18 protein-coding genes are annotated in these 21,610 nt (G+C 69.8%); 8 read left to right on the forward strand and 10 right to left on the reverse strand.

From position 1 onward, the window contains the following. Window positions 1-347: 347 nt before the first annotated feature. Both JQX13_RS25495 and JQX13_RS25500 read right to left on the reverse strand, forming a co-directional pair. The gene (locus tag JQX13_RS25495) at window positions 348-1,442 is read right to left on the reverse strand and encodes an AAA family ATPase (RefSeq protein ID WP_203411503.1); all 1,095 of its coding nucleotides are present in this window, start codon (window positions 1,440-1,442) and stop codon (window positions 348-350) included. 21 nt (window positions 1,443-1,463) lie between these two features. Then, window positions 1,464-2,291, reverse strand: a complete 828-nt coding sequence (locus JQX13_RS25500; RefSeq protein ID WP_203411504.1) for a polyphosphate kinase 2 family protein — start codon at window positions 2,289-2,291, stop codon at window positions 1,464-1,466. Window positions 2,292-2,363: 72 nt separating this feature from the next. On the opposite strand from JQX13_RS25500, the gene JQX13_RS25505 reads away from it, so the two are divergent. The 5 genes from JQX13_RS25505 (at window position 2,364) to JQX13_RS25525 (ending at window position 7,333) form a co-directional block, all read left to right on the forward strand. Beyond that, window positions 2,364-2,696: a PadR family transcriptional regulator gene (locus tag JQX13_RS25505; protein ID WP_203411505.1), complete on the forward strand. Its 333-nt coding sequence runs from the start codon at window positions 2,364-2,366 to the stop codon at window positions 2,694-2,696. A gap of 97 nt (window positions 2,697-2,793) precedes the next feature. Next, window positions 2,794-3,963 (forward strand): acyl-CoA dehydrogenase family protein, encoded by a 1,170-nt coding sequence (locus JQX13_RS25510; RefSeq protein ID WP_203411506.1) that lies wholly within the window; start codon window positions 2,794-2,796, stop codon window positions 3,961-3,963. Window positions 3,964-4,011: 48 nt separating this feature from the next. Beyond that, the gene (locus JQX13_RS55530) at window positions 4,012-6,048 is read left to right on the forward strand and encodes a BTAD domain-containing putative transcriptional regulator (protein ID WP_203411507.1); all 2,037 of its coding nucleotides are present in this window, start codon (window positions 4,012-4,014) and stop codon (window positions 6,046-6,048) included. A gap of 69 nt (window positions 6,049-6,117) precedes the next feature. Continuing rightward, window positions 6,118-6,609, forward strand: a complete 492-nt coding sequence (locus JQX13_RS25520) for an ATP-binding protein (protein ID WP_203411508.1) — start codon at window positions 6,118-6,120, stop codon at window positions 6,607-6,609. Then, window positions 6,575-7,333 (forward strand): tRNA(His) guanylyltransferase Thg1 family protein, encoded by a 759-nt coding sequence (locus JQX13_RS25525; protein ID WP_203411509.1) that lies wholly within the window; start codon window positions 6,575-6,577, stop codon window positions 7,331-7,333. Before JQX13_RS25520 ends, JQX13_RS25525 begins: the two co-directional genes overlap by 35 nt. Window positions 7,334-7,336: 3 nt before the next feature. Here the strand turns inward: JQX13_RS25525 and JQX13_RS25530 are convergent, their stop codons facing one another. The 4 genes from JQX13_RS25530 to JQX13_RS25545 form a co-directional block, all read right to left on the reverse strand. After that, a complete protein-coding gene (locus JQX13_RS25530; RefSeq protein ID WP_239015159.1) occupies window positions 7,337-8,257 on the reverse strand; it encodes a transglutaminase domain-containing protein in 921 nt (306 codons plus the stop codon). 3 nt (window positions 8,258-8,260) lie between these two features. Then, window positions 8,261-8,803, reverse strand: a complete 543-nt coding sequence (locus tag JQX13_RS25535; RefSeq protein ID WP_203411510.1) for a DUF350 domain-containing protein — start codon at window positions 8,801-8,803, stop codon at window positions 8,261-8,263. 39 nt (window positions 8,804-8,842) lie between these two features. Continuing rightward, window positions 8,843-10,558 carry an LVIVD repeat-containing protein gene (locus tag JQX13_RS25540; protein ID WP_203411511.1) on the reverse strand — a complete coding sequence of 572 codons (1,716 nt, stop codon included), beginning with the start codon at window positions 10,556-10,558 and terminating at the stop codon, window positions 8,843-8,845. 120 nt (window positions 10,559-10,678) lie between these two features. Beyond that, window positions 10,679-12,001, reverse strand: coding sequence for an ArnT family glycosyltransferase (locus JQX13_RS25545; RefSeq protein ID WP_203411512.1), 1,323 nt, complete (start codon window positions 11,999-12,001; stop codon window positions 10,679-10,681). 198 nt (window positions 12,002-12,199) lie between these two features. On the opposite strand from JQX13_RS25545, the gene JQX13_RS25550 reads away from it, so the two are divergent. Then, complete coding sequence (locus tag JQX13_RS25550) at window positions 12,200-14,293, forward strand: thioredoxin domain-containing protein (RefSeq protein ID WP_203411513.1); 2,094 nt, start codon at window positions 12,200-12,202, stop codon at window positions 14,291-14,293. A gap of 54 nt (window positions 14,294-14,347) precedes the next feature. On the opposite strand, the gene JQX13_RS25555 is transcribed toward JQX13_RS25550, so the two are convergent. The 4 genes from JQX13_RS25555 to JQX13_RS25570 form a co-directional block, all read right to left on the reverse strand. Continuing rightward, the gene (locus JQX13_RS25555; protein WP_203411514.1) at window positions 14,348-15,607 is read right to left on the reverse strand and encodes a hypothetical protein; all 1,260 of its coding nucleotides are present in this window, start codon (window positions 15,605-15,607) and stop codon (window positions 14,348-14,350) included. Between the two features lie 91 nt (window positions 15,608-15,698). After that, complete coding sequence (locus tag JQX13_RS25560) at window positions 15,699-17,225, reverse strand: transglutaminase-like domain-containing protein (protein ID WP_239015161.1); 1,527 nt, start codon at window positions 17,223-17,225, stop codon at window positions 15,699-15,701. A gap of 2 nt (window positions 17,226-17,227) precedes the next feature. Further along, window positions 17,228-17,611, reverse strand: coding sequence for a GNAT family N-acetyltransferase (locus JQX13_RS25565; protein WP_239015163.1), 384 nt, complete (start codon window positions 17,609-17,611; stop codon window positions 17,228-17,230). After that, window positions 17,565-18,689 carry a D-alanine--D-alanine ligase family protein gene (locus JQX13_RS25570; protein ID WP_239015165.1) on the reverse strand — a complete coding sequence of 375 codons (1,125 nt, stop codon included), beginning with the start codon at window positions 18,687-18,689 and terminating at the stop codon, window positions 17,565-17,567. The genes JQX13_RS25565 and JQX13_RS25570 overlap by 47 nt, the downstream gene beginning before the upstream one ends. Window positions 18,690-18,795: 106 nt before the next feature. On the opposite strand from JQX13_RS25570, the gene JQX13_RS25575 reads away from it, so the two are divergent. Further along, entirely contained in the window at window positions 18,796-20,085 is a 1,290-nt protein-coding gene (locus JQX13_RS25575; RefSeq protein ID WP_203411516.1) for an HD domain-containing protein, read from the forward strand. Beyond that, window positions 20,082-21,596, forward strand: coding sequence for an MBL fold metallo-hydrolase (locus tag JQX13_RS25580; RefSeq protein ID WP_203411517.1), 1,515 nt, complete (start codon window positions 20,082-20,084; stop codon window positions 21,594-21,596). Before JQX13_RS25575 ends, JQX13_RS25580 begins: the two co-directional genes overlap by 4 nt. Window positions 21,597-21,610 lie beyond the last annotated feature (14 nt).

Consider the following 21,610-nt stretch of genomic DNA (forward strand, 5'->3'; position numbering starts at 1 on the left):
GGGCCCGCGTCGATGTGGGCCATGATGCCGATGTTGCGGTAGCGCTCGATTCGGGTGGTGCGAGACATGAAGACTTGCCGTTCCCGTCGGGGGGCGTCACCCGCGGGTTGAAGACAGACACACTGGTTGAGAGGAATGGGGCGCGTCAGGGTGCGTCGGCGCGCGCACGCATGCCCGGGAGCGGCCCCTCGGGGACGCTCGGGACGGCGCGAGGACACACGAAGGCCCGGGATTGAGCAGGGGCGGAACCGGACTCCTACGGCACACGGGAACCAGCCAGCCCGCGTACCAGGAGACCCCGGTCCGCCTGCTCAAATGTCGAGCAGCACCTTGTTGCGGGTGCATTGTCAGTCGTGAGCAGGAATTGAGCCCTGGACGAGCTCCGTGGCGCCTCCCGCCTTGTGCAATGGAAGGACGGAGGCCCCCGCGTGCTCCTCGAGCGCGGTGGCGAGCTCGTGGGCATGCGTGGTGACGAACACCTGGCCGCGGCGGCTCGCCGCGGCGATGAGGCGTCCCAGCGGTTCCAGCAGGGAGGGATGCAGGCTCGTCTCCGGCTCGTTGAGCGCGAGGAAGGGCGGCGGCCGGGGGGAGAGCAGGGCGGCGAGCAGGCAGAGGTAGCGCAGTGTCCCATCGGACAGCTCCGTCGCCTCCAGCGGGCGCTGCAGCCCGGGCATGCGCATGCGGAAGGAGAAGCGGCCGTCCTCGCTGGAGAGCTCCAGGCGCGAGCCGGGGAAGGCGCTCTCCACCGCCGCGTGCAGCCCCCGGTCGTCGCCGATGTCGTCGATGGTCATCAACGCCGCCGCCAGGTCCCTCCCATCGTGTGCCAGCGCGGGCGTGCGCACGCCCACCTGTGCGTGACGCAGGGGCGACGCCGGATCGGTCCGGAAGTGGTGGTAGAAGCGCCAGCGGAGCAGCTCCCCGCGCAGCGCGCTCAGCAGCGGGAAGCGGTGCGGCTCGGAGATCTGCGCCAGCACGGACTCACTGCCCCACAGCTCGGCCGCGAAGGTGGTGCGGCGGCCCTCCGCGTCGCGCGCGAAGGCACTCCGGGAGCGGCGCTCGGCCACCACGTGCCGGCGCTTGCCCTCGTGGAGCCACACCGTCTCCTCCTTCACGTCCGGGTCCAGGCTGAAGGGTCCCTCGGGGGGCGGCACGACTCCGCAGGACAGCTCGTAGGCGAGGTCCTCCAGCCGCACGCCCACGGTGAGGCGCGCCGGCTCGCCCTTCTTGCGAGGGCCCGCCCACAGGACGGAGGGCAGCCCGCCCTCCTCGGCCAGCGTGCGCGCCAGCGTCCCCTCGGCGCCGGTGTGCAGCAGCTGCAGCGCGCGGTAGACGTTCGTCTTGCCGCACCCGTTGGGGCCCACCACCACCGTCACCGGGGCGAGCGGGAAGCGCAACGACTGGACCGAGCGGTAGCCTTCAATCCACAGCTCTCGGACGGGCATGCCGCGCCACTGTACAGGGTCCTACCGGCCCTTGCGCCAGGCCTCGAGCTCCGCCTTCTTGCGCGTGCCCACCTCGTCGAGCCGCTCCTGCCAGCTCTTGCGGTAGGGCCGGAGGGCCTCGAGGAGCGCGCGCGCCACCACGAGGTTGCGGTACCACTTCGCGTCCGCCGGGACGATGGTCCACGGGGCCTTCTTGGTGGACGTGCGCTCGAGGACCTCCTCGTAGGCCCGGGTGTAGTCGTCCCAGTGCTCCCGATCCTCCCAATCCCCGGCGTTGATCTTCCAGGCCTTGCGCGGCTCCTTCTCCCTGTCCAGCAGGCGCTGCTCCTGCTCCTCGCGGCTGATGTGGAGGAAGAACTTCAGGATGATCGTCCCGTGCTCGGCGAGCATCTCCTCGAAGTCGCGGATGTGCCCGTAGCGCTCCCTCCAGAGTGACTCCGGGGCGAGCCCCTGCACACGCACGACGAGTACGTCCTCGTAGTGCGAGCGGTTGAAGATGGCGAGCTCGCCCTTGCGTGGGGTGCGTTGGTGGATGCGCCAGAGGAAGTCGTGCTCCCGCTCCTCCTCGGAGGGCACGCCGAAGGAGGCGACGCTGACGCCCCGGGGGTTGAGGTAGCCCGCGACGTGCTTGATGGTCCCGTCCTTCCCGGCCGTGTCCCGGCCCTGGAGCACGATGAGCACGGAGTTCATGCGCGCGCCCCACAGGAGATCCTGCAGGTCGAAGAGCTCCTCGCCGAGCACGTCCAGCTCCCGCTTCGCCTCGTTCTTGTCCGTCTTCTCTGGAGGGACGGTGGGGATCGCGTCGAGACGGACCTTCTCTCCCTGCTTGTCGATGGTGATGATGTCCATGCGCCCCTCCCTTTCTTCTCGCGGTCAGGTTTCCATGGGGGGCGGGGTATGACAACCCGTATGGAGGGCCCCATGGCGGACGAGCCGCTGGAGTTGTTGCAGGGCACACTGGACATGCTGATCCTCAAGAGCCTGTCGTGGGGCCCGTTGCATGGCGCCGCGGTGGCCGAGTCCGTGCACACGCGAAGCGGACTGGAGCTGACGGTAGAGGAGGGGGTGCTCTACCCGGCGCTGCACCGGTTGGAGAAGCGGGGCTTGCTGGAGGCGGTGTGGGGCCTGTCGGAGAAGAACCGCCGTGTGAAGTTCTACCGCCTCACCCCCGAGGGCCACTCCCATCTGAAGGACGAGACGCGGACGTGGAGGCGCTACGTGGCGGCGGTCTCCCGGGTGCTGGGGGTGCCGTGAGGATGGTCACGGCCCGGTCACACCCCTGGCGGTAATCATCACTCCTGTCGGAATCGTCACAGGGGGGGACTCCTGCGACCCCGACCAGGAGTGACGCATGAAGAACGCTGAAGCAACGAAGGTGCTGGAAGCCGCGCGTGACCTGGCCCCGGTGATTGCCGCCCGGGCCGCCGACATCGAATCGGGGCGGAGGTTGCCGTTGGAGTTGCTCGAGCAATTCAAGCGGGCGGGGTTCTTCCGCATGTTCGTGCCTCGCGGCCACGGCGGCTACGAGGCCGACCTGTGGACCTCCTGTGAGGTCCTGGAAACACTCGCCCGCGCGGACGGCGCCGCCGCCTGGACGACGATGATCGGCATGGAGAGCCCGCACCTCTTCGCGCTCCTGCCTCGCGAGCGCTTCGACGCCATCTACTCGGCCGGGCCGGACGTCATCCTGGGCGGCCCCTTCAACGCGCAGGGGCAGGCCCTGGTGGAGAAGGGCGGCTATCGCGTCACCGGGCGTTGGGCCTTCGCCAGCGGCTGCGAGCATTGTGATTGGCTGTTCGCCAATTGCGTCGTCCTGGAGAACGGCCAGCCGCGTCCCGGCCCCATCCCGGGGGCTCCCCAGACGCGCGCCATGCTCTTCAAGGCCAATGAGGTGCGCATCATCGACACGTGGAACGTGCTCGGCCTGAAGGGCACGGGCAGCCATGACGTCGCGCTCGAGGGGGCCTTCTGTCCCGAGGAGAGCTCCTTCGACATCTTCTTCGGCGTGTCCAACATCCAGCGTCCGGGCTTCGTCGCGCCGGTGCTGCACTTCGTCCTGCACATGGCGGCGGTGGCGCTGGGCATCGCCCAGGGCGCGGTGGACGACGTGGTGCAGCTCGTCACGAAGGGCAAGCGGCGGATGTACGCCCGCGTCCCGCTCATCGAGTCTCCCGTCTTCCAGCTCGAGCTCGGCCGCACCGAGATGAGTGTGCGCGCCGCCCGCGTGCTCCTGCGCGACACGGTGGCGGAGCTCTGGTCCGCGTGTGTGAACGAGCCCTCCTCCGTTCCCGCCCTGGCGCCGCGCCTGTCGGCCACCCTGGCCTGGGTGACGGAGACGGCGGCCGGTGTAGTGGAAACCTGCTATCGGGCCGGGGGCGCCCACTCGCTCAAGGATGGCTCCTCCCTACAGAGGCGCTTCCGTGACATCTACACCTTCAGGCAGCATGCGTCTGCCGCTGAGGGGTGGTTTGGCCAGGCCGGAGCCGCCCTCCTCGGACAGCCGACGGGGTTCTGGACCTGAAGGGGCCCGAGGGCGTCGGTCGTTCACTCGGGCGGCAGGGGGGAACACGTGGCGGATTGGCGGTTGGACGTGCTCGGGGGCGCCCGGCTCCTGGGTCTCGCGGAGCCCCTGGAGTTGCAGCGCCGGGTGGCGGCGGTCCTGGCCTACCTGGCGCTGGAGGGGTCCACGCCCAAGTACAGGCTGGCGGGTCTGCTGTGGCCCGGCTCGGGTGAGGACACGGCGCGCAACAACATGCGCCAGCTCCTGCGCCGGCTCCGGGTGGCCACGGGGGCGGATCTGGTGCTCGGAGGGGATGTGATCTCCCTCTCCGAGCGGGTGTCCACCGACGCGGTGGAGCTGGAGGCCCATGTCTTCGCGGGCCGCCACACCCGGGCCCTGGCGCTGGCGGGCTCGCTGCTGGGCACCCTGGACTTCGACGACTGCCCGGACTTCGAGGCGTGGGTGCTCCGAGCCCGCGCGCAGCTCGAGGCCCTGAGGTGTCGCGCCGCCCGTGCCGCGGCGGACTCCCGAGAGCAGGAGGGAAACCTGGCGGGGGCGCTGCACTTCGCCGAGCGGCTGCTGGTGTTGGATCCGCTCTCCGAGGAGGCCTACCGGCGGTTGATGCGGCTGCACTATCTGGTGGGAGACCGGATGGCGGCGCTGAACCACTTCGAGCGCTGCCGGAAGATGTTGCTCGAGGAGTACGATGCGGCGCCGCACCCGGACACGCTCGCGCTGGCGCGGGACATCGAGCGAGGGCAGGTGCGGCCTCTCACCCCCGGGAACCCGTCGAGCCGGGCCCTGCCGTCGTCCGTCCTCCGTCCGCCGGTGCTGGTGGGCCGCGCGCGGGAGTGGGCGCGGATGGAGGCGGCGTGGGAGTCGAGGCAGATCATGCTGCTGCTGGCCGAGCCGGGCGTGGGCAAGACGCGCCTCGCGCATGACTTCGCGGCGTCCAAGGGCCGCTACACGGTGTTCTCGGCCCGGCCCGGAGACGAGGACGTGCCCTACTCGCTGTTCGTGCGGAACATCCGGGAGATCTTCTCCGAGCGGCCCGAGATGGCGCGGGGCCTGGAGCCGTGGATCCGCCGGGAGCTGGCGCGCCTGATGCCCGAGCTCGCGCCCGGCGAGGAGATTCCCCCCATGCGCAACGAGGGGGAGCGCGTGCGCTGCCTGGATGCCTACAGCGAGGTGCTCCGCCGTTGCACCGAGGGGCTGGCGTGCTTCGTCACCGATGACCTGCAGTTCGCCGACTCCGCCAGCCTGGAAGTGGGGGCCTATGCCTACTCCCGCTTCCACGCGGCCGGCACCTTCCCCATCATCATCGACTGCTGCCGTAGCGGCGAGCTCGGTGGCGAGGCGCAGGTCAGCCATCAACGGCTGGAGGCCTCGGGCCTGGCGATGTCCCTTCACCTGGAGCCGCTCGCGCCAGACGCGGTGGGCGAGATGCTGGACAGCCTCGCCCTCCCGGGTGCCGCGGCGCTCACCGGGGAGATGACGCGCTATACGGGAGGCAACCCCCTCTTCATCACCGAGACGCTCAAGCACCTGTTGGAGTCGGGCAGTCTGGAGCGGGGATGGCCGGAGCGACTGCCGCCTCCGGGGCGTGTGCGCCAGCTCATCCAGCAGCGCCTGGAGCGGCTGTCCCCGTTGGCGCTCCAGCTGGCCCAGGTGGCGGCACTGGCCCTGATGGAGTTCAGCCTGGAGCTGGCCGGCGAGGTGCTGGAGGTGGGCCCGCTGTCCTTCTCCGCGCCGCTGCGTGAGCTGGAGGCGGCGCAGATCCTCCGGGGCGAGCACTTCACGCACGACCTGGTGCTGGAGGCGGTGCGTGGCTCCCTTCCCTCCGCGCTGGGGGCGCTGCTGCACCGGCGCCTGGCCCATCAGTTGGAGCTCAGGCGGGCGGCCCCGGCCGTCATCGCCCAACACTGGCTGGACGGTGGGGAGTCCCGGCGCGCCGTGCCCTTCCTGCTGGCCGCGGCCCAGGTGGACGAGTCCCACCTGCGCCGGACGGAGGCGGCCTCGAACTACGCGCGCGCCGCCTCCATCCTGGAGGCCGCGGGCGAGGCGGAGGAGGCGGCCCGGTTGAGGAGCCGGAGCCCCACGGCGTGAGGGGGTGGGGGGACGGCCGCCCTCGACGTCAGGGCCCCGGCGTGCACACCGTCAGGCGGGAGACGTGCCATGGAACTCGTCCTCTTCATCGGCTTGCAGGGCTCCGGGAAGAGCAGCTTCTACCGGGAGCGCTTCGCGGCCACGCACGTGCACGTGAGCAAGGACCTGTGGCCGAACGCGCGCAAGCGCGAGGCCCGGCAGCGGCGGCTCATCACCGAGGCGTTGGCCCAGGGCCGCTCGGTGGTGGTGGACAACACCCACCCACTCCTCGAGGAACGGGCGCCGCTCATCGCCATCGGCAGGGAGAAGGGCGCGCGGGTGGTGGGCTACGCCTTCGAGTCGGACCTGGAGACGTGCCTCGCGCGCAACGCGGGGAGGGTGGGGCGGGCGCGGGTGCCGGACAAGGCGCTCCACATCACGCGCCGCAAATTGTGGTGGCCCTCGTACGCCGAGGGCTTCGATGCGTTGTTCCACGTGCGGGTCGACCCCGCGGGCGGCTTCCACGTGAGGGAATGGAGGGAGGGAGATGAATCCGAACGACTTCGAGACGCGGATGCGTGAGGGCGAGTTCTTCCACTCGCTGCGGCTGCTGCGCGGGGCGTGGTGCGTGCTGCGGGTGGATGGGCGGGGCTTCTCGCGCTTCACCGAGGGGCGCTACGAGAAGCCCTTCGACGCCACGCTGCACCAGCAGATGGTGCGCACGGCCTCGGCGCTGGTGGAGGAGCTGCAGGGCGTCTACGCGTACACCGAGAGCGATGAGATCTCCGTCCTCTTCCGGCCGGACTGGTCGCTCTTCGACCGGGAGGTGGAGAAGCTGGTGTCCATCTCCGCGGGTCTGGCGAGCGCGACGTTCACGCACGTGGCGGGAGTGCCGGCGGTGTTCGACAGCCGGGTGTGGATGGGCGTGGGCGAGAGCGCGGTGGTGGACTACTTCCGCTGGAGGCAGGCGGACGCGACCCGCTGCGCGCTGCACGGCTGGTGCTACTGGACGCTGCGCAAGGAGGGCCAGAGCGTGGCGCAGGCCTCGCGGGCGCTGCACGGCAGGTCGGTGGGCTTCAAGAACGAGCTCCTCTTCCAGCGGGGCATCAACTTCAACGAGTTGCCACTCTGGCAGCGCCGGGGCACGGGCATCTCCTGGGAGCGGTACGAGAAGGAGGGCGTGGATCCACGCAATGGCCAGACGGTGCGCACCTGGCGCCGGAGGCTGCGCGTGGACGAGTCCCTCCCGATGAAGGAGGAGTACGACGCCTACGTCCGCGAACGGATGCGTGCCCCGGCTCCGTGAGCCCTACTCGGACGCCTCCAGCTCCGGGTCCGGCTCGCCGGGCAGCTCCGGCGGGGGGGGCAGGGCCTTCCACAGGTGTGGCTTGTCGTGTTGGGGAGGGATCATCCCGAGGGGCCACCCCTCGGTGGTGAGCTCCGCGTAGCGGTACACGCGGTCTCCGAGGCGGATGGGGGGACCGCGCACGGGCAGGGCCACGCCCACGGCGGCGTGTGAGAGCGGGTCCGAGTAGAGGATGGCCGCGTCGATGCCCGCCTGGCGCAGCAACATCATCGCGAGCACGGCCTTGGAGTCGCAGTCGCCCTGGTCCTGCGCGGCGACGAGCGCCGGCGGGAGGATGCCGAAGGGCTCGCCCTCGGGCTCCGCGTAGTGGATGCGCTGGACGAAGGTGATGATGAGCTCGGCGGCCGCCACCGGGTCGAGCCGCTGCGTGTGGATGTGCTGGACGAAGCGTTTGCCCAGCTCGCGCACGGGTTCGGCGTTGCTGCGCATCAGCTCGGCGTAGATGCAGCGCATGTCCGCCTGGCACTCGGGTGGGGCCTGGTACGTGAAGCGGGTCCGGCTGAGCTGACGGAAATGCATCTTGCGGCCGTACGCCCGGTGCTCGCGCTCGAGCGCGCTCGCGAGGGAGCTGCCCAGGCCGTAGCCCAACCGGTACTCCGGGGGATCGAGCGACTCGGCGCGCCACTCATAGAGCCGGGCCTCGCCCGGCGGAGTGGAGGAGGGGACGAGGACCATGCCGAGGTGGAGACTCCGGGAGCCAATGGACTCGAGCGGCTGGGCCGTGTCCGTGAGGGGGGTGTGCGAGTGCACGTCCCGGGAGGCGAGCCAGTACAGCCCGAGGAAGCCGCAGCAGCACATGGCGGCGAAGAGGACGAGGAAGAGCTCGAGGAACGTCTTTCCCTTGTTGGCTGGCGGGGTGTCCACGGATCAGGTGGGGGCGCGGAACGTCGAGGGCGGGAGCTCGGGGAAGGGGATGAGGCCGTTGAGGGTGGCCTGGAGGCCCGGCGCGGTGAGCAGGGCGATGACGAGGAGGATGGCGGCCAGCACGAGCGCGAGCGCCACGTTGCCGCGGCGCACCTCGGCGAGCTCGTCCACGCCAGGCGTCATCTTGTCGAACAGGAGCACCCCCAGGGCGAGCACGCCCGTGCCCACGAGGAGGGACACGCCCACGTGCATGAGGGCGAACACGGTGAGCTGCACCAGCATTCCCGGCCGCGGGAGGGAGCCGCGGAAGGTGAGGTCCACCGCGTCGAAGGTGGCGTTCACCGCGTTCTGCGCCAGCAGCCCGAGCGCGAGCAGGCTGGCGGCATGGACGACGCCCGCCGCGACGTTGCCCTCGCGCAGGTCCCGGGTTGGATCCGTGTCGAGGAGCCGGTTGAGGCCGCGGAAGGCGAGCCAGATGCCGAGCGCGGCCACCAGTCCGCCGAAGAGCACCTTGGACAGCCCGACGGCGACGAGGAGCAGGTTCATACGGGTGGGGAGTCTATCCTCCTCTCCACCCCGGTGCCGTCACTTCGTCTCGCGGAGGATGAGCAGGCCGCGGGACGTGTCGACGGTGTAGATGAGCCCCTCGTTGGCGGCGGAGACATCCGGCGCCCTGGGGACGCGGATGCCGATGGCGCCCTCGTAGAAGCCCAGGCCGCGCATCGGGTCCTCGGAGCGGAAGGTGTTGAAGTAGCTGATCTCCCGGGGCTGGGCGGGGTTGGCCACGTCGAGGACGCGGACACCCTCGTGGTAGTAGGCGATGTAGAGCCGCTTCCGGGCCTCGTCGAGGATCATGTTGTGGATGGAGGCCTCCTCGCGCAGGCGGTAGCGGGCGAGCAGCTTCACGTTGGCGGGGTCCGTGACGTCGAGCACGCGCAGGTGGGCGCCCCAGTCCTCACCGCCCTCGAAGGCGATGAGCCGGTCGACGAAGGTGCCCACGGCGCCCGCGTGGCTGTGGGCGGAGTTGAGCGTCGGGTTGCCCATGGAGTCCACGCCGTAACGGTAGGCGCCCAGCGGCGTGGGCGCATGCTCGTCGTCCATCTGGGAGACGTCGCTGATCTGCATGCCGTAGGACCAGTAGAAGCTGTACATCCGGCCCTTGTAGACGAAGGCGTCGTGCACGTAGGCGCCGGGGTAGGAGGCGGCGCCGGGCGGCTCGTAGCGGCCGATGAGGCGCGGGGCTCGGGGGTTGGAGATGTCGTAGATGCGCATCGGGTCACCCATGGCGTAGAGGTGATCTCCCTCCACGAAGACGGTGTGGGCATCCTTGTTCTCCTGCACCTGCACGGGGGTGTAGACGGGGTTGTCGGGGTCGGTGATGTCGAAGGTGTGGACACCGAGGTTCTCGCTGGCGACGTACAGCGCGTCACCCTTGGCCCAGACGCCGTTCCAGTAACCCCCCTTGGCGGAGATCTGCCTCGTGACGCGCGGGCGCGCGGGGTCGCGCACGTCGATGACCGTCAGGCCACCCCAGCCCTGGTACGTGCTGTCGATGGACACGACGTACGCGCGGTCCTTCGTGACGTAGACGTCCACCGGCAGGCCGAAGAAGTAGCTGGGGTAATCCGAGTGGAGGATGGGCGTCTCCGAAACGAGCGTGAGCCCGTTGGCCTCGCTCTCGCCCCGGGTGGGAGTGATGCGGGCCGCCTTGAAGGTCCCCACCTCGGAGGCCTGGCCGTTGCGGCACACGGCATAGCAGCCGGTGAAGTGATCGGAGTCCTGGGCCGAGCAGCCGGCATAGCCCACCGTGAGGTTGAGGATGCCTCCGTCCTGGAGCTCGGTCTCGGTGTGCCTCGCGACGAACCAGGTGTCGTTCGTGAGCTGCTTGGCGAGGTTCATGCTGGAGCTCTCGGTGCTCCAACCGTTGAAGGTCTCGATCCCCCCGTCATTCCGGAGCGAGTGGCTCTGCTTGAAGTAGCGCACGCCTCCGTCGTTCAGCTCCATGCGGCCGTGGGTGGTGAAGACGCCCTCCCTGCCAATGTTGCCCAGCGTGGCGCGCTGACACGCGGACAGGTCGAAGCTCTCGAGCTCACCGCACCGCGTGCCCGTGGTGCCCTGGATGAAGTGGCAGTTGGCGTAGGGACCGGTGACCGCCCAGTCCGCCTCGACCGTCTCGGGCACCACTCCGGAGTCGGGGCTGCCACCCCCACACTCGGAGCCCTTGCACTTGGGGCCATCGACACAGCCGGTGGCCAGGGCCAACGGCAGACACAACAAGAGGGTGAGGCGACCGCGCCACATGAGGTTCTCCAATGAGAGATGTCGGGTGAGAGATGTCGGGAGCTCCCGGTAACGGAGAGCGCCGCGAAGCATACTCCGAGGCTGGCGGGGGCTGTGTATCCCCCCCGGTGTGCCCGGCCTTCAGGGCTTCGCGTCGCGCAGCCGCCAGACGGTGAAGGTGTGCACGCGGCGCCCGCGGAAGTCGGCGGGTAGCTCCACCGGTCCCTCCACGGAGGAGAAGCGCGCGGTCAGCTCGTCGGGTGGAGATCGGCCCTCGGAGAGCCACAGCGCATCCTGTCCGGGTGTCGGCACGGGCTCCGGCCAGAGGTCGTACTGGCTGCGTCGGGCCCCGCCCGCCGTGTCCGTGGGCAGCCGCGTGTAGTACGCCACCTCGGAGGCGAGCTGGTAGCTGGGGGCGTACACCACGGCCACGTCCTCGCGCGTGAGGCCGGGGAAGAGCCTCGAGGGCTCGGAGAGCCGGGACAGCTCGGCCCAGCCATGGGTGCGTGACAGGGGGACGTCGCGTTCGAAGCGCAGCAGGGGGAAGAACAGGTGCGAGCCCACCGCGAGCACCCCGGCCAGGTTGGCGAGCGCCGCGGCACGGAACCACCCGGGACGCATGCCGGCGATGCCCACGCACGCGGAGAGGTACGCGGCGGCCGGCCAGTTGGCCTCGCCCCGGGTCCGGATGGAGGCGTAGCCGAAGAGGAGCAGGGGCGCGGCCGCGGCGGCACGCAACAGGAACTGCTCCTTCGGGCCGCGCAGGATGTACACCCCGGTCAGCGGGAGCAGCACGGGGCCCCCGAGCGCGAGCTGGCCCGCGAGGAACTCGCCGAAGGTGCGCCACCCGCCCGTGCCTCCGAGGCCGTGCTTGAGCTGGAAGGCGAAGCCCACCCAGTCATGACGCGCGTTCCACACCACCACGGGCAGGAAGAGGAGCACCCCGAGCAACGCGGTGAGCCACGCTCCGGCCGGCAACCGGCGCGCGCGCACGCAGGCGGCGACGAAGGCCGCGGCGAGCAGGACACCCGGGTACTTGGACAGCAGCGCCAGCCCGCAGGCCAGCCCGGCGAGCACCCACCGCTCGCGGTACAGCGCCCACAGCGCGAGCACCCAGCACAACAGCAGGGGCGTGTCCGGGGTGGACCACACGCCGGCGAGGATGCCCACGGGCACCAGGCTCCACAGCGCCGCCGCGCGCCAGGCCGCCTCGCGCTGGCCGTACACGTCCCGGGCAAGGCCCCACACGGCGGCCACCGTGCCCAGCCCGCACAGCAAGGCCGTGGGCCGGATGCCGAGCACGGCGATGAGCCAGGCCACCAGCGGCGGGTGGTCGTAGTAGCCCCAGTCGAGGTGCTGGGCCCACTGCCAGTAGTAGGCCTCGTCGAAGTAGACGTCCGTGCCCAGCGCGAGCGCGAGCCGCACCCCCACGCTCACCGCCAGCAGCGCGAGGCAGAGCGTCACGGAGTGGGGGGCTCGGGAGCTGGGGGACTCGGCCACGGGCCTGGACTATGCGCGAATGCGGGCCTTTGCCCAGCACCTTTCTGCATGTCCCTGAACGCTCCGGCTCATACCGGAGGGCACGCACCTTCCGAGCGGCTTGCTCGCGCTACCAGTGTCCCCTTATCACACGCGACGTCGTCCCACTCCGAGGAGCCGCCCATGGCCCAGACTCCGCACTCCGGTGCGAACAACCGCCTCGCCCGGGAGCCGTCGCCCTACCTGCGGCAGCATGCGTCGAATCCGGTGGACTGGTACCCCTGGGGGGAGGAGGCCTTCGCCCGGGCCCGCGCGGAGGACAAGCCCATCCTGCTGTCGGTGGGGTACTCGGCCTGCCACTGGTGCCACGTGATGGCCCACGAGTCCTTCGAGGACCCCACCATCGCCGGATTGATGAACCAGTGGTTCATCAACGTGAAGGTGGACCGCGAGGAGCGGCCGGACGTGGATCAGATCTACCAGGGTGTGGTGCAGCTGATGGGGCAGGGAGGCGGGTGGCCGCTGACGGTGTTCCTGACGCCGGAGCTGATGCCCTTCTTCGGGGGCACCTACTTCCCGCCGCGGGACAAGTACGGGCGGCCGGGCTTCCCGCGGGTGTTGGAGGCGCTCCACGAGGCCTGGGAAACGAAGCGGGACGAGGTGCGGCGCCAGTCGGAGGAGTTCCGTGAGGGACTGGGCGAGCTGGCCAGCTACGGCCTGGACTCGGCGTCGGCGGCGCTGAAGCCGGAGGACATCGTCACCCTGGGCGAGTCCATGCTGCACCGGGTGGACACGGTGAACGGTGGCTTCGGTGGCGCACCCAAGTTCCCCAACCCGATGAACGTCGCGCTCCTGCTGCGGGCGTGGCGGCGCAAGGACGCCCACGAGGCGTTGAAGAAGTCGGCGTTGCTGACCCTGGAGAGGATGGCGCTGGGCGGCATCCATGATCAGCTGGGGGGCGGCTTCCACCGGTACTCGGTGGACGAGCGGTGGACGGTGCCCCACTTCGAGAAGATGCTGTACGACAACGCGCAGCTGCTGCACCTGTACACGGAGGCGTACCAGGTGGAGCCGAGGCCGCTGTGGCGCAAGGTGGTGGAGGAGACGGCCGAGTACGTGCGGCGCGAGATGACGGACGCGCGCGGCGGCTTCTACGCCACGCAGGACGCGGACAGCGAGGGCGAGGAAGGGAAGTTCTTCGTCTGGAAGCCCGAGCAGGTGCGGGAGGTGCTGCCGCCGGAGCTGGCCGAGCTGGCCCTGCGCCACTTCCGGATAACGCCCGCAGGCAACTTCGAGCACGGAGCCACGGTGCTGGAGGCGGTGGTTCCGGTGGAGACGCTGGCCGGAGACCTCCAGCTCACGGTGGAGGAGGTGGCGCTCCGGCTGGGCGAGGCGCGGCGGCGGCTCTTCGAGGCGCGGGAGAAGCGGGTGAAGCCGGGGCGGGACGACAAGATCCTCGCGGGGTGGAACGGGCTGATGATCCGGGGCCTGGCCTTCGCGGGACGCGTCTTCGAGCGGGCGGACTGGGTGGCCCTGGCGCGTGGGGCGGCGGACTTCCTGCTGTCGGAGCTGTGGGACGGCCAGCGGTTGCTGCGCTCGTACCAGGAGGGACAGGCCCGCATCCCGGGCTTCCTCGAGGACTACGGCGACCTGGCCTCGGGGCTGACCGCGCTGTACCAGGCAACCTTCGACCCGAAGTACGTGGAGGCGGCGGAGGCGCTGGTGAAGGCGGCGGAGGCGCTCTTCTGGGATGGGGAGAAGCGGGCGTACCTGACGGCGCCGAGGGCGCAGCAGGACCTGGTGGTGGCGACCTACGCGACGTTCGACAACGCCTTCCCCTCGGGGGCCTCGACGCTGACGGAGGCGCAGGTGGCGCTGGCGGCGCTCACGGGGAACAAGCAATACCTGGAGCTGCCGGAGCAGTACGTGTCGCGCATGAGGGAGCAGCTCCGGCAGAACCCGATGGGCTACGGACACCTGGGACTGGCCGCGGACGCCCTGGTGGAGGGCGCACCGAGCGTCACCTTCTCGGGGACTCGCGAGGCGGTGGCGCCTCTGTTGTCCGTGACGCGGGCGACCTACGCACCCACGTTCGCCTTCTCGTGGAAGGATCCGGGGGCGCCGGTGCCCCCCTCGATGAAGGAGACCTTCGAGGGCCGCGAGCCGGTGGGCGGCCATGCCGCCGCCTACCTGTGCCGCCACTTCGCCTGCGAGCCGCCCATCCAGGAGCCGGGCGAGCTCGCGAGGAAGTTGGCCCTGGTGCCAACGGGCACCTGAAACACTCGGGGCGCGGGGTTCATCTCCCGCGCCCCGGGAACGACACCGACGGACCTAGAAGAGCTGGATGGTGTTGCTCTGGTACCCGCCGCCAACGCGCAGGTTCTGCAGATCCATCACGTCGTACCCGGCGACCGCCGGGCAGCTGGTCGCGGCGCCGATGGCGCGAACCTGACGGGAGTCCGTGATGCCGCGCGGGCGCACGACGATTCCGCTGAAGGAGACGTAGGTGCCGCGGTCATCCGGGTCGAACGCGATCTCCGCCCTGAAGCCCACCGTCAGCGTGAGCCCGTCGCCGGAGACTTCCGCCGTGACCTGCTCCGACACGGCGTTGTCGGGGGTGTTCCCGTTGATCGAGCCCTGGATGGTGTCGCTATCGGGATAGACAATGGAAGCGGAAGCGATCTGGCAATCCGCCGTGCCGGGGACGATCTCCACCGGGCGGTTGAAGGTGACGACGAGCTTGCCGTCCGCGCCCAACAGCTTGGCGCCGTCATCCACGTTGGAGCGCACCGCGTAGAGCAGGCTGTCGAGCGAGCCAACGGCCGACAGCGACAGGCTCTGCTCGGTCTGGTTCACGCCGGCCACGATGAAGCTCTGACCCGACAGCGTCCGCCCATCCAGGGACTGGTTCAGCACCGCATGGCAGTTGTAGGTGGCGCCGTTGACGAGCTGCGCGCCCGGGATGACCGCCACGCCGTCATCACCCGAGGTGGCGCTGACGGTGGTGGTACCGGTGTTCTTCGGCGTGAGGAAGCCGGTGAAATCGCCCGAGACCCCCAGTGAGCTGCCGGCGTCATTCAGGTACTGGCAGATGACCTGGGCCTTCGCCACCGGCTGGCCATTGAAGTCCACGTTGAACCGGTAGTCCGTGGTGTAGCCCTTGGGGAACAGCCGGATGTTCCCCACGTACTGCGCGTACTCCTGGTCCTTGGCGAGCATGGGGTACTCGAACTCACCCACGAACCGCTCGTAGCCCGGGGCCTGCGCGAAGATGGGGACGATCATCCCCTCGGGGATGCCATTGATCTGATAGCAGCCATCCGCCTCGATGGCGTTCTCCTCGGTCAGGTCGCCGCTGCCGCATGGCTCCGCGCGACGGAACTCGCCGTCGATGACCGCGTACACCTGGCTCTGGCTGTTCTTGTCGTCGTCGACGTTGTTCTTCTTCCCATCCGCCTGGAAGAAGTTGAGGCGCTGACCGGTCTGGCCATCCACGATGAAACCCACGAGCCGGCCACTGTTGGCCTCATGCTCACAGCCCGCGAGGGCGAGCAGCGAGGCCACCAGGAACTTCTGAGTCAACTCACGCATGAAACCCCCGTTACACATGCCACAAAGGCGGGGGGTTGCTTAGTCGACTTCGTGACACCTTGCCAAGGGGGGGTGTACCCCCTGACACCTCCTACCTCACCTCGACGACCTTCAGGCTCCCGATGAGGGGCGTGATTTCCGCGTTTCCCTCCTGGCCCACGCCGAAGTGGGTGGCGTCCGCGACCACCTGGTTGAAGGTGGGATCCATCTGGGTCCACTCGCCCACGAAGGCCTCCACCCACTCGTGCCAGTAGAGGGCCGGCACGCCATCCTGGTTCACCATGTAGATGACGCCATCCACTCTCCGTGCGGGAATGCCGGCCGCGCGCAGCAGGGACACCGTCAGTAGCGAGTGCTCCGTGCAGTCACCCTTGCGCTGGCGCAACACGTCCGTGGCCCGGTCCGCGCTCGCCCCGTAGTCCTTCTGCAGGTTCTTCGCCACCCAGCCGACGATCGTCTTCGCCGCCGTGTAGGCGTCCTTCTCCTCGCCCACCAGCTGCTTGGACAGGTCGCGGATCTGCGGGTTGTCGCTCTCGACGATGATGGAGGACGCGAGGTTCTCACCGCCGTCGGGATCCGCGAGCGGCCGGGGCTTGAGGTTCTTCGGCTCGGGCGCTCGAGCCGACAGCGTCACCAGCACGCGTCCGTCCGGCTGCGGCTGGTACTTCTGCCGGTAGGTGTCGCGGTGGAACTTCTCCGGCAGGTTCTCCATCACCAGCTTCACCTGGCCGGGGATGGCCTGCGCCTCGGCCGGCAGCGGCCTGGGCAGCACGACGCGGGTGAGGCCGAACACCTCCACCACGTCCAGCCGCTTCGCCACCACTTCGGACTCGGCGCGGGCCCGCATCGTCTGCCCGTACTCCATCTCCAGCAGCCGTCCGTCCTCGGCGACGTAGGCGGTGACGGGCACCTTCTCCTTGTCCGAGACGCTGACGGCCTTGCCGACCTTCACCTTCACCCCGCTCACCAGACGCTCCTCGGCGGGCTGCACCGTGGTGACGAGCTTGTAGGTGCCCAGGTCCGTCCCATCCAACGCGCTGCCCGTCACGTTCGTCTGGCGCAGCAGGGCCACGCGGACCTGATCGGCGTCCTCCACCACCTCGGTGGTGGGCGGCAGGTTCACCGTCTCGTCCGCCATCCCCGGACGCTTGCGCACCACGCTCATGCCGGTGGGCGTGACGGTGCCCTCCAGCGTCTGGGTGCCGCCGTCCCCGCGCTGCTGGATGGTGAAGGCCACCAGCCTTCCGCCGGGCCGGGCCTCGTAGATGCGCTCCTCCCGATGGACGCGCTCGGACATCCGGGCACCCACCTGCGCCTTGAAGTGCAGCTCGTTGATGCTGCGCACCCGGTCGTTACGGCCCGGGACGAGTCCCAGGTCGTTGAAGACGTAGCCCACCTTCTTGTCCACCAGGTATAGCCCCAGGTACTCGCCGCCTTGCGGACGGCGCGCCTTGAGCACGTCGGAGACGCCGGCCGGAGCCTGGGCGGGTTGCGCCTGGCTCGGGGCCTGCTGGGCCTGGGGCGCCGCGGGCGCGGGCTCCTGCTTCTTGCACTGCACGAGGGCCAGGCTCAGCAGCGCGGCGCCCAGGGGAGGAAGGGCTTTTCGGGGGAGTCGCACTCTTAGAGTCGCTTGGTGAGGATGATGAGGTCGTCGCCGGCCTTGTAGAACTCGCGGATGCGCGCCTCCTCCATGTACTTCATGGAGGCGTAGAAGCCGCGGGTGGGACCATAGGCCTCGGTGGCGCTCGTCTCCACGCGGATGAGCCGGCCCTGCTGGCGGCGCAGGTCCGCCTCCATGCCGGCGACCAGCGAGGCGCCCACGCCCTGTCCACGCACCGTGGGGTCCGAGGCAATCCAATACAGATCGTACGTCCCCTCCGTCATCGGCGTGGGGCCGTAGCAGATGTAGCCCACGAGCTTGCCGTCCCGGTCCGCGACGAGAATCTTGTAGTCGCGGTTATTCGGCTGAAGCGCGAGATCGACGAGCTCGATTGCGCACTCCACCTCTTCCGGCGAGAACGTTTCGATTCGACGGATCAGGGAGGCGAGGGGCTCCCGGTCCTTTCCTTCGAGCGGTCGGATGTCCATGGGTTCTCTCGAGAGCGATCTCCACCAGGCGCCTGGCCAGGGCGGAGTAGTCGATGCCGGCCGCGCGCGCGGCCTTGGCGAATCCCGCCTCGGGGTGGAGATCGCAGTTGGGGTTGATGTCGATGACGTAGGGCACGCCATCCGGGGTGACCCGGAGATCCACGCGTCCATAGTCCTGGCACTCGAGGGCGGCGAAGGCATCCATCGCCGCCTTCACGAGGCGCGCCTCCAGCGCGGGGTCCTCCAGCTGGCAGGGCCCCGAGGGAGTGTTCTGGTACTCGGGCGAGTCGGTCTCCCACTTGCCCGCGTAGGTGACGATGTTGGGCCGGTCCTCGAAGAGCTTGCCGAAGCGGATCTCCGTGAGGGGCAGCGCCCGGCGCGGGTTGTTGCCCAGCAGCGGCACGTAGATTTCCCGTCCGGGAATGAACTGCTCCACGAGGGCGGGCTGTTGGAAGGTGCGCAGCACCGCCTCCACCGTGTGGCCCAGGGCGGTCCGGTCGTGCACCACCGAGTCGTGGGTGATGCCCACGCTGGCGTCCTCGCGCGCGGGCTTGACGATGAGGGGGAAGGGCAGGTCCACCAGGGCCACGTCCTCGAGCCGGTCCACGCGCGCGAAGCCCGGCGTGGACACCCCGCGCGCCTTGAGCAGCTCCTTGGCCTTGTCCTTGTGCAGCGCCAGCGCCAGGGAGAGCGCCGGCGAGCCGGTGTAGGGCAGCCCGAGCATGTCCAGCAGGCAGGGGATGATGATCTCCCCCCGGGCGTCCGCGGCCACGGACTCGCAGAGGTTGATGACCAGGCCGGGCTGCATCCGAGCGAGCACGTCCACGAAGTCCAGCCTGGAGCCCTCGACGGCGAGCGGCTCGGCATGGGTGTCGCCGTGGGAGAGGGCCTCGGCCAGGGACGAGGCCACGCGCATCACGTCTTCTCGCGCCTCCCGACCCGGGTCGTCCTCCAACAGCTCATGGTCTCGGTTGTACAGGATGGCGATGTGCATGCGCAGTGCGGTGGCAGGGTTAGCACGTCCCCCAAGGGGATGACAGTCCACATATGGGCCGTTTGGCTGGCCGCCGAGCAGTTCCCGGAAGTATGAGAGGAGAACCATGCGGATTCGCGACCCCATCCACGGCACCATCGATGTGAGTGGTGAGGAGAAGGCCGTCATCGACAGCCGGTACTACCAGCGGCTGCGACACGTGCGGCAGCTCGGGTTCGGCGACCTGGCCTTCCCGGGCGCCACCCATACCCGGCATGCCCACTCGCTCGGCGCCATGCACGTCGCCTCGCGGGTGTTCCACGCCGTGGCGGGCCGCTCCAGCCTGCCCGAGGACGTCCGGAAGCGCTTCAGTGCCGCGGTGCGTCTCGCCGTGTTGTGTCATGACCTGGGGCACATGCCTCTCTCCCACGCCTCGGAACGCATCGCGCCCCCGCGAGCTTCCCTCCGGCTCCCCTCCTGGTTGGACGCCGTGGCGGAGGGCGAGCAGGCGACACACGAGGACTTCACCGCGAAGCTCCTGTTGGACAGCTCACTCACCCCCATCATCGAGCAGCACTACGGACCAATGGGCATCACCCCCATGGCGGCCGTGGGGCTCATCACCGGGGCGAAGCCACCGCGGGATCCGGACTTCTCGCACGGAGGGGTGGACTGGACGCCGTTCCTGCGCGCCATCGTGTCCGGCGAGCTGGACGCGGACCGGATGGACTACCTGGTGCGCGACTCGTTCTATACGGGAGTGAACTATGGCCGGTATGACATGGATTGGATCGTCTCCAACCTGAACCCGGCGGTGAAGGACGGGCGCGCCTACATGGCGCTGAGCCGGGCGGCGGCGTTCGCCTTCGAGGACTTCCTCCTCAGCCGCTACCACATGTTCGTTTCCGTCTACTACCACCACACCTCGGTGAACTTCGACTACATGCTGCGGCGCTACTACGAGGAGGCGCCCGGTGAGTTCGAGATTCCCTCCGACCCCGAGGCCTTCCTCTTCTGCGACGACGTGGCGCTGTGGCACACGCTGCGGCGCTCGAAGAACCGGTGGGCCCAGCGCATCTACACGCGCAATGGCTTCAAGCTGCTGGCGCAGTTCACCGAGCGGGACGTGGGCTACGACCTGGACGTGCTGCGCAGCGCGCTGGTGACGGGAGGCTTCGAGCACTTCACGGTGGAGTCGAAGGGCGTGCTCTCCAAGTACTTCTCGGAGGGCTCGGGCCCGAGCCTCTTCATCGTCGACGTGTCCACCGGCCGGCTGACGGAGGTGGCGCGCTACACGCCGCTCTACCAGCGCTACAGCGGCGCGGTGCGGCTGTCGCGCCTGTACGTGCGGCCGGATCAAATCGAGGACGCGCGCAACATGATGGCGCGGCTGCTCGGACAGGCGGTGCGGCCATGAGCGAGGCGTTTCCCGGCATGCCTCCGCCGCCTCCCGTCGCGGCGACGCGGCCCGCGTCGGTGGCGGTGCCGTACCGCCGGACACCCGAGGGCGTGGAGGTCTTCTGGGTGAAGCGGGAGAAGGCGCTCGCCTTCGCTGGCGGCTTCTACGCCTTCCCCGGCGGCAAGGTGGACAAGACGGACGCGCTGGTGCCGGTGCGAGGCGCCTCGGGACAGGAGGCCGCGCTGCGGGTGGCGGCGGCGCGCGAGCTCTTCGAGGAGACCGGTCTCTTGGTGGCCGAGGGGGCCATGCGGGTGCCCGCGGACGAGGTGCGGGAGATGCGCCGCGCGCTGCTGGAGAAGCGGAGCACGTGGTCGGAGTTGCTCCAGCGGCACGGGCTGATGCTGCGGGCGGAGGACTTCCCGGACGCGGGCCGGTGGGTGACGCCGGAGTTCGCTCCCGTGCGCTTCGACACCTTCTTCTACCTGGTGGAGGCGCCGGCACACGCTCGGGCCGAGTGGTGGCCCGGTGAGCTGTCGGAGGCGGCGTGGGTGAAGCCGGCCGAGGCGCTCGCGCGCTGGGAGCAGGGGACGGCGCTGCTGCACCCGCCCGCCCTGCACGTGCTGCGGGTGATGGCGAGCTTCGACACCCCGGCGCGGGCCCTGGCGAGCCTGCGCGAGCAGCCGCACTGCCCGGACTTCATCGCGCAGCGCATCGAGTTCCAGCAGGGCGTGCGGGTGTTCCCATTGCGCACGGCCACGTTGCCTCCGGCCACGCACACCAATGCGTATGTGCTGGGCAACGGCGAGCTGCTCCTCGTGGACCCGGGCGCGGATGACGAGGCCGAGGTGGCGCGGCTGCTGACGCTGGTGGAGGGGCTGGTGGCGGACGGGTGCGGCGTCAAGGCGGTCGTGCTGACGCACCACCATGAGGACCACGTGGGCGGGGTGCGCGCGGTGCAGGAGCGGTTGAAGGTGCCGCTGTGGTGTCACGCGCGGACGGCGGACCGTGTGGACGTACCGGCGGACCGGTTGCTGGAGGACGGCGAGGTGCTGGAGCTGGCGGGGACTCCGCCTCAGCGCTGGCGGGTGCTGTACACGCCGGGGCACGCGCGGGGCCACGTGTGTCTCGTGGACGAGCGGACGCGCGCGGCGGTGGTGGGCGACATGGTGGCGGGCGTGGGCACCATCGTCATCGACCCGCCCGAGGGGGACATGGGCGAGTATCTGAGGCAGCTCGCGCGGCTGAGGGAGCTGCCGGTGACGACGCTGCACCCGGCGCACGGGACGGCGATTCCGGACGGACCGGGGAAGCTACAGGAGTACCTGGAGCACCGGGCGGCGCGAGAGGCGCGCATCGTGGCGGCTGTACCCGCGGAGGGCGCGACGCTCCCGGAGGTGCTGGAGCGTGCGTACGCGGACACGCCGCCGTTCCTGTTTCCCGTGGCCGAGCGGAGCGCCCTGGCGGTGTTGCTGAAGCTGGTGGAGGAGGGCCGGATGCGCGAGGACTCCGGCCGTTACCTGCCGACCTGAATTGATGACTTTAC

Origin of the sequence: Archangium violaceum (assembly GCF_016859125.1) — a bacterium.
Classification (GTDB): domain Bacteria; phylum Myxococcota; class Myxococcia; order Myxococcales; family Myxococcaceae; genus Archangium; species Archangium violaceum_A.